The following is a 12,433-nucleotide window of genomic DNA, read 5'->3' as shown; positions in this document are numbered from 1 at the left end:
AATTTGATGACGTCACTCTCGGTCATAGGGAATGTCATGACAACAAAACTGCAGCCACTCGAACTGATTCGAGGCATCATGATCATCACGTTGATCATCTGTGCCAATTCGAGTACTCCCAGCTTCGCCGAGGACTCCGACTTCGAATCAAATGTGGCTCCCATCCTGCAAAAGCACTGCTTGAGATGCCATTCCGACGACCACGCTGAAGGGGACTTGTCGTTTTCATCTCACGCCTCTTTCCGTAAAGGGGGCGCGAGTGGCGTGTTGATTTCCAAAGAGTCTCCTGCGGAGAGCCTCTTGCTGGATCAAATTTCCGGCGCAGCCCCGGCAATGCCCGCAGAAGGAACTCCTCTCACTGCAGAGGAAGTTGACGCCATCCGGTCATGGGTGAACGATGGGGCTCACTGGCCTGAGACGTTTGCCCTGAAAGCGAAGAGTGCAGGCGGAAAAGACTGGTGGTCATTCCAACCGATCCAGCGTGCCGTCGTTCCAGAGGTCTCTCGGAACGAATGGGCAAAGAACCCGATTGATCGCTTCATCTTGGCCAAACTGGAAGCAAATGGACTTTCTCCGTCTGCAGAAGCTGATCGTCGCACCCTCATTCGACGGCTGACCTTCGATTTGCATGGAATTCCGCCGACTTACGCGCAGGTGGAATCTTTTGTCAACGATTCCGACCCGCAGGCCTATGAAAAATTGGTGGATCGTCTTCTCGCCTCCGAGCATTATGGAGAACGATGGGCACGACACTGGCTCGATATCGCTCACTATGCGGACACCCACGGATTCGAAAGAGATCAACTTCGACCGAATGCATGGCGATACCGCGATTACGTCATTCAGTCACTCAACGCCGACAAATCTTATCGGGAGTTTCTTCAGGAGCAGATTGCGGGCGATGCTCTCCGACCTGAAGCCCCGGAGGCGATTATCGCTTCTAGTTTCCTAGCTGCCGGCCCGTGGGACTTTGTTGGGCAGGTCGAGACCGGATCTCCAGAGTTGAAGCGGGCTGCTCGTGCAGACGACCTCGATGATATGGTCACTCAGGTCATCAGCACGACGATGGGATTAACGATCAACTGTGCGCGGTGCCATGATCATAAGCTCGATCCCATCACACAGCGTGAGTACTACCAGCTTTGGAGCCTCTTCGCTGGCGTCCGTAGAGGTGATCGAGACAGTGATCCCGTCTCCGTCAGCAAGAACAACACACTCAAAGCCCAGCTTGAAGCGACTCGAAATGAAGCCATCTCGACGCGGAATCGCCTGCAAGGAGATCCGATTTTACTGGCCGATATTGTCGGCGGTGGAAATGGTCGCGGAACTGGAAAATATCGGCAGGGTATTGATCCAGTCGATGGAACCACCATCGTTGCAGACCGCAACTTCGTCGAGGTGAAAGAAGCCAACAAGTTTGTCGAGTCGCCGCTGGAATTAATCGATGGAGTCACTGTTCCAAACGGAACCGGCAGCGGCACGCAAATCTCGTCCACAGGCATTCGAGTAACGAATGTTCCCGCCACCTCTGGAATGCTCTGGGATGGAATTCGAAATGGGCCTGTCACATCGATGCATTCTACCGAACTGGGGGGAATCGATTACGGAAAAGATGGGCACTCCATGCTCTCAATGCATGCAAATTCCGCGATCACCTTCGACTTGCAAAAGTTAAGAGAATCGGGGTTTTCTGGTGAAATGTCCTTTCATGCCGACGTCGGTTACTTCGGCGTCACCCCCCAAGCGGGAGCGAGCTATTTCATCTATCTTGACGGGGACCTGAAAGAAGAAGGTGTCGGGATTGGTCGGAACGACGGGATCAAGGGAGTGCAGTTTGAGATTTCTACAGAGAGTCGATTCCTGACCCTGATGGTGACAGATTTTAATCAGGACATCTCACATGACCAGATTGCCTTCTGTAATGCCAAGCTTGTGGAGTCAAACCGCGAGTCGATCTCGGAGGAAGTGAAACAACAAATCACTGAGATTGAGCGGCAGATCCGAGACATTGACAAAGCGCTCAGCGAGATCCCGCAACCAGATCGAGTCTATGGAATCGTCGTGGATGACACCTCACCGGCGATTCACATCCTGCGGCGAGGGAATCCGGAAGATCCCGGTGATGTCGTTTCACCAGCTGGACTGGAATGTCTCAGTGGGCTTGATTCTGATCTCCGAATTCAATCCGATTCAGATCACGCGCGGCGGATTGCGATGGCAGAGTGGATCACTCAGACAGCAAATCCTTTGACTCGGCGAGTGATCGTCAATCGTCTTTGGCACCACCATTTTGGTGTCGGAATTGTTGACACTCCCAGCGACTTCGGGTTCGGTGGCGGAGTTCCGACTCATCCAGAATTACTAGACTGGTTGGCCGACGAATTTCTGCATACAGGATGGTCACTCAAGAAACTTCATCGCTTGATCTGCAATAGTGCAACCTATCGTCAGACGTCGAACGAACATCGACCCGCCGAAGTTTCCGTCGACAGTGGAAATCGACTCTTGTGGCGGATGAACCCTCGCAAACTCGATGCGGAATCGATCTGGGACTCGACGCTCTTTGTCGCAGGCAATCTCAATCTACAGCAGTTCGGACCGGGGTTCCGTGATTTCGACTATTTCGAAGAATACGCCCCCGTGTATCGCTATATCGCGCCGACTTCTCCAGATCTACAACGGCGATCAATCTACCGGTTCATTGTTCGAACAACCCCGCACGAATTGATGAGCACGCTGGACTGCCCAAGCCCTTCGAACATGACCCCCGTCCGCACTGTGACGACGACGGCTTTACAATCACTGGCAATGTTCAATAACGAATTCGTCTTGCTGCAATCTCAAGTACTGGCGGAAAGAGTGATCCAAGAAGCTGAAGATTCCTCTCAGTCTCAAGTCATCACACTCTTTCGCCTCACGCTAGGGCGAGATCCTACAAATGAAGAACTCAACGATTCCGTGGAGTTTCTTCAGAAAAACCGGCTTGTTCAACTCTGCCGAGTGCTGCTGAACACGAATGAGTTCCTTTCTGTCGATTGAGTCCATTTTTGTTCGGCGCCATAAATTTCACCTCTCACTGCGGCATTGCGATGACGACTCCAATTTATTCACGTCGGGATTTTCTTTGGCAGGCGGGTGGAGGACTCGGTGGCGTGGCCCTCGCTGCATTGCTGCAAGACGACTCTCCTCTCTCTGCTGCTGAGCATCCATCTGGACGTGGACTGCCGCACTTCGCTCCCAAAGCGAAAGCGGTCATCCAGATTTTCTGCCCCGGTGGCCTTAGTCACGTCGACACTTGGGATTACAAGCCCGTGTTGATAGAAAGGGACGGGCAGCCATTTGATCCTGACGGAAAGTTGACGTTCTTTGCATCCAAGCCCGGAAATTGCCAGCAGTCATATTGGAAGTTCCGTCAGCATGGTCAATCTGGAAAATGGATGAGCGACCTATTGCCAAGACTGGCCACGTGTGTCGATGACATCGCTTTTATCCACTCCATGCAAAGCAAATCCGCCTTGCATGGACCAGCGATGTTCATGGCGAACAGCGGGTTCATTTTTCCCGGATTTCCCTGCATGGGATCCTGGGTCACGTATGGTCTTGGAAGCGAGCGGGAAAACCTCCCAGCGTTTGTCGTCCTTCCAGACCCACGAGGACTTCCCCCCGGCGGTGTTGTGAATTGGGGCGCTGGCTTTCTCCCCGCTACCTATCAGGGAACAATGTTTCAGGTTGCTGCGAACAAGCCAGCGATCGCCGATCTTTTTCCGAAGCACTCAGACCAATGGCCTCGTGAAGAAGAACCTGCGAATCTCGAATTGCTCCAGAAGCTCAATCGAAAGCACGCTGAAGAACGACAGGGAGACAGTCTGCTCGATGCACGAATCGCAGCGTATGAACTGGCTGCCCAACTTCAATTGAGTGTCCCGGAAGTCAGCCAACTCGACGGCGAAACACAGGAAACGCAGCAGCTTTACCAGATCGATCATGAAGAGATCGGTCCGTTCGGACGACAATGCCTGCTGGCTCGACGACTCGTTGAACGAGGTGTCAGGTTTGTTCAGATCTACTGCGGAGCGGAAAACACGGGAGCCAAAAAAATTCGCCCGAACTGGGACAGCCATGAAGATCTTGTCAGAGATCACGGGTACTGGGGACCGATTCTCGACGTAGGCGCCAGCGCGCTCATTCAGGATCTGAAACGAACTGGACTACTCGATTCAACTCTCGTCATTTGTTCAAGTGAATTTGGGCGCCAACCCGCCGCCCAAGGAAAAGGTCGCGACCACAACCCCGGAGCGTTCACCTCCTGGATGTCAGGAGGTGGCATCCAAGGCGGTGTCACATACGGGACAAGCGATGAGCTTGGCTTCAAAGCGGAAACCAACCCAACGTATTGTTACGACCTACACGCGACAGCGCTCCACCTGCTCGGAATCGACCATACCCGTTTGACCTATTACCAAAACGGCATTCAGCGTCGGCTGACCGATGTCCACGGAAAGGTGATTCGAGAAATCCTCTCGTAGCTTCTCGTGATCAGCCCCGACCGCAAGTAAATCCAGCTATTTGATCTGGCTGAGAGAGGGGCTAGTTGACGTTCTCCAAACTCGAACGTTTATTTCCCGATCGATGGCGAGTCTCAACAAAGTCAGCGAGGACGGAGTAGATCTCCCGCAGGTCGATCGGCTTGGAAACGAATCCTCTCATCCCGGCCGCGCGGCACTCTTCCTTTAACGAGTCGAGCACGTGCGCCGTCATCGCATAGATCGAGGCCTGGCACAGATCCGATTGCGGAGCAAACTCGAGGTACTTCCGTGTCGCGGTAATGCCATCCATCCCCGGCATTTCAATGTCCATGAAGACAATGTCAAACTCCTCGCGACTGAGAAAATCGAGAGCGTCGGCTCCACTCTCAGCAACGGTGACACTTTGCCCTAACCATTCGAAGGTTCCACTGGCCACTTCCAGATTGATCGAACTGTCGTCAACAATCAGGATCTTCAATTGCGGGAGTTCAACGTCGGCTTCTTTCTCTGTCGCTGCGACTTCGACGACGGTTGCCAGTTGGTTGATTTCACTCGCCAATTTGTCGAGCGAAATCGGCTTCTCGTGGATGCATTCGATGCCGATACGTACTAGCTCGTCAACGACATGGTCAATCCCCGGTGGAGTCAACACGATACACTGAGCGGGGTTCAATTGATCGGTGGAAACGAGATTGTGGATGGTGGCCATCGTTCCATCTGGATGCAGGTCCATATCAATCAGAACCGGAATTTGATGGATTTCCGATTGAACAGCCAGTAAACCGCTCATTTCATCCTTGTCCGTTGCTCCTTGGACATCGATTCCGGCCGCAGAGAGATCCTCCTCGTGGGCCTGCAAGACGAGGCTGTTTTCGCAGAAGACGAGGCAAGTGTTGCGACGGCGTGAATCTCCTCCATCAGCAAAAATGGTCTCTGGCCGGGATTCATGTCTTCCCAGAGAAATCACGACATGGAACTCGGACCCCATGTTTGGAGAGCTGTTCACCCAGATGCGTCCATTCATCAACGCGATCAGCTGAGCGGAAATCGAGAGTCCCAGTCCCGTTCCTCCGAAACGCCGAGTCACAGACGCTTCCCCTTGGTCAAACGGGAGGAAGATTCTTTCCTGAAGTTCAGCTGGAATTCCGATCCCGGTATCTTTGACCGTGAGATGAATTTCCTGCCGATCGGTGTCAGTCGATTCCAATGATACCGTCACTTTAATCTCACCGGATTCAGTGAACTTCACGGCATTTCCAAGCAGATTCACGAGTACCTGCCGAATACGGTTCGGATCCCCCTGACAGAGACGTGGAACATCTGGATAAATGCGACAGTTTAAATCGACGGATTTGTGAGAAGCCATCGCAGTAAACAACCGAACCGCCTCGACGACAGTGTCGTGAAGGTTGAAGGAAATCCTGTCGATCGCCAGCTTCCCGGCTTCGATCTTGGAGAAGTCGAGTACGTCGTTAAGGATGACCAGCAACGACTGTGCAGAGTTCTTTACCGTCGATAGATAGTTCTTTTGACGCTGATCCAATTCAGTCCTGAGCGCCAATTCCGTCATCCCGATAATGCCGTTCATCGGAGTCCGAATTTCATGGCTCATGGCTGCCAGGAAGCGACTCTTTGCGAGACTCGCTTCCTCAGCTGCCTGCTTGGAGGTAACGAGCTGCACCTGTGTGAGACGCAACTCAGAAGCGACTCGTTCCAATTCCTGATTGGACGATGCAAGCTGTTTCGCGCGCTCTTCCACAGTCGCGGTTCGTTCAGCGACTCGCTCTTCCAGCGTTGAGTTCAGACGTTCAAGTTGCGAAAAACCTTCTGCGTTTTCAAAAGCAGCGCCAGCAAGAGTCGCCAAAAACTCGGCAATTCTCAGTTCATCATCCCCGAACAGATTCCGACGCCGTCGATGCGAGGCGATCAAGCAGGCAACGACTTCGTTCCGTACGAGAATCGGAGCGCAAATTGTCGAAACAGGAAGTTCGATCGTCGAGTTCGAATCGACCGGCATCGCAAGAACGACTTCGCGTTTCTCAATTGCCTGACACAACGTCGAATCGCTCACCCCCAGAGTTTCCAACGAAACTTCGCGAACGCGATGGTGGACATGGCGAGGCAACCAGTAAATCGCCACCTGATCGGATCGAATCAGACGGCGTGTCGCTGATTCGGTTTCTTCGCAGATCGCATGGGAAGTCAGAGCAGTGGAGATGGACCGCCCAGCGTACATCAGTGTTTCGAACCGATCGACCAACGAAAGTGTCGCCAACGGAGCGGTCAGCGGAGAGCAAGAATCAAGGTCGATATTCTGGCCATCGATCGTGAGTTCGGGCAGGGTCTCTCCACCGTTTTTAGCAATCTTGTATTGCACGGAACTTGTTAACACGAATTCCGTTCTCGCATGGTGCTTCTTCGCATAGTAGAAACTGCGTTTAAGCGAGCGTTTGGCTGCGCGATCCTTCCCACGCATCGTCTGGACAAGAGCCATTTCCCGGTGCAGGTGAGGGAGATCGTTTCGAAATCTCCACCCGTCCCTGAGCGCGATCTTCAGACTTCGATCGGCCTGCGTCAAACAATAGTCGCGGTATCGAGGGTTGATGGCCGGTTGTGCCTCGGCTGTCATTCTCCATGCTGTGGCAAGCCAGGTATAAACCGGCATCGTATACGGATTTTTGACCCCCGCCTTCTCGATGTTTTCAACTGCGGTTTCCAGTAAATCCGCAGCGGCGCGCGGATCCTGGAGATGCATGCGATAAATTGCACGGGCGAGCAAGACTTGTGCACGTCCTTGAACGTCCGGGCGTGGCCGTGCAAGCTCCGATTCAATAATGGAATCCGGGAGTCGGTCTATCGCCGCCCGCGCCCAGACATCGAGAATAATTCCAGAAGCCTGACCGTCGCCGAGCATTACGCCCGAAGCGTAATTTCTGCGGGATTCTTCAAGTGCTGAATCGTAATCACCTAGCCTTAAATAGGCAGCTGCAATCTGATAACGGGCAATATGGACCTGCCAGAAATCGCCTGTACGTTCAAGAATCTGCACTGCGCGTCGGCATTTTTCAATGCACTCTTCGTACTCGGCCTCAGCGTAACAGATGATTCCATCAAAGCTCAGCGATTGCCCCTGTCCCCAGAGATCTCCATAGTCGCTGCGAATTTGAAATGATCGTTTGACGTACCATTTACCGCGTCGAAACAACGCGAGAAGCAACATTGCCGGTGCGTGATCTGAGTACGCCTGAGCCAGTTCACAAGTTGGCAGGAAGGTTTCGCCGTAGTTCATCCCGCGCAAATGCGCGCACATCGCTCGCGGGAGACTCCGACAGTACCAACCGCCGTGAGAGAGTTCGCTGAACAGACTCATACAGAGGCGTTCACGATCATCTGGAAGGCGATTTTTTCTCTGCAGAAAGATCTTTGGAAAGGCAGTATGGAGCACCTGTGAGAAAATCTCAAAAATCAGGGCCATGTAAAGCCAAAGACTATTTGGCTTAGGGAAGGGCATTCCCACCAGGTTCAGTGCCGCCTCGAAATCGCTGACGGCTTCCTCCATATTTCCGCGTTTTTTATTCAGCTGACCACGGAGCCCCCTGGTTTCGCCTCTCTCGATCGGAGTCACCGCCCATTCTTCCGCCTTCAGCAACTCTTGCTCAGCAAGGTCGTATTTTCCCCTTAACATCAACACTTCGCCGAAATCCCGAGTCACTTCATAGCGAAGTTTGTCCGACAGATATTCGATCCCACGGCTGGCAATTGAATACTGCAACTCTGCGACGTCGAGTGCGTGACGCGACACAGCAGCCTTTGCGGCTTTCAAAGCGTACGGGAGGGCAAGTTGATATTCTGCTGCGGCGTCAAAATGGTAAGCAAGTTCAGCATCCTGCTCGACGCCGTTCGCCTTCAGGTAGGCTGCCGCTTTCCGATGCCAATGTCTGCGTTCATCCTCCTCCATCAACGCGATCAACGCTTCGCGAACCCGGTCATGAACGAAGGTACAAATCCCATCCTGATACTGACACCAGACGAGCTGGCGACTCCGAGCATCAGAAATTGCCTGAATGGAATTTAGAGTCGACAACTCTGCAAGTTCAATTGCTTCGATGAGATCGAAACTTTTCCCAAGGATTGCTCCCACTGAAAGCAGCCGCCTCGTGTCAGGCTGCAGCTGATTGAACCGCTGAGAGAGAAAGCCTGCAGCGTGTGACGAAGACCGTAGTTCGGCAAGCTCATCTCGATTGACGATCCAGCCACTTTCACCGGCCTGAATTGCTCGGCATTCCACCAAACCCGACAAAATGGCGCTTGCCATGAATGGAATCCCATCTGCATGCTGCACGATGGTATCCAGAATAATTTGTGGCAATGGACCGGCCATCGACTCGACAAGCCGATGGATGTCCTTTTCAGCGAGGACTCCTAACGCAAGACTTTGGTCGGGAAAGATTCGTCGCAGCGGGCTATCAGCTAGTACCTCTTCCGATCTGAATACGACGAGAATCTGGACAAAAGATTGACCGGATTGACGAAGCGATCGATTCATATGCCATCGTTGAAGGATTCCATAGACGAGATCAATGGACCACTGACAGTCATCGAGGATGATGATTGCAGGATGTTTCTGGGTCCCCATCGACTCCAGGAATTTCACGATCGCGTTCAGAGTACGAGACTCTCCAAACGTTTCTCGACTCTCCACCTTCTCGATGGGAGCTTGAAATAACTCGGAAATGCACGGAAATGCACTCTCAAGAATTGGTCTGATTTCCTCGATTTCGCCGCTTACTCGTTTACGGAGATTGGGGTAGCTGAGACACTCCTCAATAAATTTGGACACAACCTCCTGAAGCGGTTCGAACGGTCGCTGGCCTCCTTCGTTCGTACACTTCCCCAGATAGACGTCGATCCCCGACTGAATAGCACGTGTCGCAAATTCCGATGTCAGCCAAGACTTTCCGAAACCAGATTCTCCTTCCAGATAGGTCAGTCCCGCATGGCCGGATTTGACAGAGCTAATGACATTGTCAAGTTGTTCGAGCTCCTGTGATCTTGCAACGAAGGATGGCTGGATGAGAGTGCGACGGTAATCACTGGTCCCGATCGTGAGGTCAGGATCAGATGCGCCAGACTCAAGTGCGATAATCAATTGCCGGATATCGTCCGACATCGCGGTCGTGGAATGGTAGCGTGATTGTTGTTCCCGATTCATCGCGCGCTCGATGATCTCATCGATCACTCGAGGAACATGAAAGCCCAGTTCTCGGAGTTTAGGAACTGAGATCGTCGCCTGCTTCAGCAGGAGTTCATTCAGAGATGTTGCCTGAAACGGTGTGCGTCCGCTGAGACACCAGAAGAGGAAACACCCAATTGCATAAATATTCGAGAGTTCAGAAAAGGAGTCATCGATAACTCCAGACTGCTCAGGAGGGATGCACTCTGCCACCTTCAGAAAGTGATCGTAATCCGATCGAACAGCTTTACGATACGTCCCTGGATTCAGTAGCTCCACCGTCGCCAGTTGAGCGTGTACCTCCGCCTCTTGGTCAAGAAGGAAGACGTCTTCGGGGAGGAGGAATCGCGGGACAATTCCTTTTTGATGGAGTTGATCCACAGCAGTGAGCAGCTGTTCGACCAGTTTAAGCGATTGAATTAATGGAATCGGGCCTCGTTGCAACCGGTCCCGGAGAGTCTCGCCCGCTCCAAATTCATAGACAAGCCAGAAACGGCCGTATTCTTCGCCGAAATATAGCAACTGTGCGAGGTTAGGATGCGCTATCGTCCGCAAAATCCTCGCTTCATGCTCGATCCTCAGCACCATTGCAGAGGAGATCTCAGCCTTGCTCACAGAGCGTATTAAAACGCGTTTTCCTGTCTGCAGTTCAATCCCGAAACACGCCCCATTGAATTCAGCATCCTCTGACTGGCGAATCCCTTCAAACTGTCCACGGTTCAACGTGAACAGCTTTGAACTTTGAGAATCGCGGTAGTGTGACTGATGCATTGGAACTTCAAATCATTCGGAACTGCAACAACGAACTCGTTGTTTGTCGGCAGACTTGTAAACGGTTTCCATAATTTTCTTGCAGCGAGTCGAATCTCGTCACGAGACTTCCCGAAGGCATGGACAGTGTCTCTCTGAGTTCGACCTAAAGAACTACCTCATATGCCGAAGCAGGGCGCCTCCCTTTCGCAACATAGGAAATATTTTTTGTTTTTACGTTGTCTAAATGCAACAAGCCATGCGCACAACCAGCAGAATCGTTAAAAGCCGCATATTCCTTTTATTAAATACATCAGTTTTAATCGCTTTAGAATTGACAATCGTGCGAAATAAAACAATCTATACGACTACTACCCTTCTTAAAATCGGTCGAAGCCTACCTCTCAGCTAGGAGAATCACTCATGTCGATTCAAGCAGACGCTCATCAATTCGATATCGATGCCTTTTTCAAAGGACCTGTACACGAATTCACTTCAAAGCTCGCCAGCCTCGAGCGACGAATTCCTAAAGACCAGTCCCCCGCCCACGATGAATTCCTAGAGGAGCTTACTCGTGCAATTCATGAGTCTCGCGAGTTCTGCGAACAGGCTCAGTCAGAGATTGGGGAGGATTCTGTTCTTCTTAAATCTGTTCAAGCCAAGTTCCGCGATGCCATTCAGCCTTGGTTTGACCAAAGCTGGTTCATGCTGCGAGCGAAGAACAAGCCACGTGGTTACCCCGGCGATTACGCGATGCTCGCTGCGATCTATGACGGCAAAACCAAAGGGACCGGGTTCGGTGGATATCTTGACCTTTACTTCCTCGGCACCGATCTCGCACGAGCTGTTTGCTCACGGCTCGCTGCCGTGAAGGAGTTCCTGATCGATGAAGTATCAAACCGAACCACTCGCTTCTCCATCCTCAATGTGGCTTCTGGTCCGGGCCGGGAATACACGCAGGATTTCGAGCCGCATCCTTTGATGCAGCTGACCTGCGTTGACACCGATGAACAAGCGCTTGCGTACCTGAAGGCCAACGTTAAACCAGAAACAGCCGAATCTCTCGATCTCAACTGTGTCTGCTATAACGCGTTGAAAATGACCTCCTCCAAGGCGAATTTGCAGCAGTTTGGTCGAGCCGACATGATCTACAGCGTCGGCCTGTGCGACTACATTCCAGATCGCTATCTCATTCGTATTTTGAACGGATGGCGTGAGTCTGTTGCTGAGAACGGCATCGTCTATGTCGCGTTCAAGGACGAACCAACTTACCGCGCGTCTGAGTACCAATGGCATGTGGATTGGCACTTCTACCAGCGTACTGAAGAGGACTGCTTCAAGCTGTTCGCTGAAGCGGGCTACGACATCGGCAGCATGGTGATGACTCGCGACACAACGGGCATCATCATGAACTTTGTTGCTCGAGATCGTGCGATCAACCGAATTCGTATCGACGGAGCACACGAACTGCGTGGACCACATACGCCAGCAGATGCAGATTTGAGCGAAACCGTTGCATCCGGTCTCGACTTCGAATTTGAAGACATGTAATTGCACCCGAAATTCCATAGAGCATTGGACGGTGCAAAATCCGTCCAATGCTTGGAATAACGGTCGAAACGGCGCCACGCAATCTGGACTCACTCGGTAACGAGCGACATCAAATTGCTTCCCAACACACGAGTCAATCACCCGATTGGCTCGTGTGTTTTCATTTGGTTAACCGAGAAACTGCTTTGTCGGTCAAATTGTCATGAGATCCGAATAGCCAGAAAATTACATAACGCGCCGAAAATAAATATTCATCAATCGTAACTCAGCCCTTTTACGCCCGGCCCCCAATTGTTCTCAGCGATAGTATCTCATTTCTCCGTTTACTCACCGATTTGAATGATCCTCGATGCCTCGGCTGCAGATGCCCAAT

General features: G+C 52.1%; 4 protein-coding genes. 3 read left to right on the top strand and 1 reads right to left on the bottom strand.

What is annotated here, in order from left to right:
• Positions 1 to 36: 36 nt before the first annotated feature.
• Entirely contained in the window at positions 37 to 3,039 is a 3,003-nt protein-coding gene (locus SH668x_RS11650; RefSeq protein ID WP_437185232.1) for a DUF1553 domain-containing protein, read from the top strand.
• A gap of 50 nt (positions 3,040 to 3,089) precedes the next feature.
• Positions 3,090 to 4,526, top strand: a complete 1,437-nt coding sequence (locus tag SH668x_RS11645; protein ID WP_437185231.1) for a DUF1501 domain-containing protein — start codon at positions 3,090 to 3,092, stop codon at positions 4,524 to 4,526.
• A gap of 61 nt (positions 4,527 to 4,587) precedes the next feature.
• On the opposite strand, the gene SH668x_RS11640 is transcribed toward SH668x_RS11645, so the two are convergent.
• Positions 4,588 to 10,530, bottom strand: a complete 5,943-nt coding sequence (locus SH668x_RS11640) for an ATP-binding protein (protein ID WP_437185230.1) — start codon at positions 10,528 to 10,530, stop codon at positions 4,588 to 4,590.
• 402 nt (positions 10,531 to 10,932) lie between these two features.
• Here SH668x_RS11640 and SH668x_RS11635 point away from each other — a divergent pair, with 402 nt between their 5' ends.
• Positions 10,933 to 12,060 (top strand): hypothetical protein, encoded by a 1,128-nt coding sequence (locus SH668x_RS11635; protein WP_437185229.1) that lies wholly within the window; start codon positions 10,933 to 10,935, stop codon positions 12,058 to 12,060.
• Positions 12,061 to 12,433: the final 373 nt, after the last annotated feature.

The organism is Planctomicrobium mucosum (genome assembly GCF_051466335.1).
Classification (GTDB): domain Bacteria; phylum Planctomycetota; class Planctomycetia; order Planctomycetales; family Planctomycetaceae; genus Planctomicrobium.
Note: the sequence above shows the minus strand (reverse complement) of the source record. Positions and strands in the feature narration are given on the sequence as shown.

What these genes read in the sequence shown, in the direction of transcription:
- SH668x_RS11645 (WP_437185231.1), top strand. Translation starts at nt 3,090, where the DNA reads ATGACGACTCCAATTTATTCACGTCGGGATTTTCTTTGGCAGGCGGGT.
- SH668x_RS11650 (WP_437185232.1), top strand. Translation starts at nt 37, where the DNA reads ATGACAACAAAACTGCAGCCACTCGAACTGATTCGAGGCATCATGATC.
- SH668x_RS11640 (WP_437185230.1), bottom strand. Translation starts at nt 10,530, where the DNA reads ATGCATCAGTCACACTACCGCGATTCTCAAAGTTCAAAGCTGTTCACG.
- SH668x_RS11635 (WP_437185229.1), top strand. Translation starts at nt 10,933, where the DNA reads ATGTCGATTCAAGCAGACGCTCATCAATTCGATATCGATGCCTTTTTC.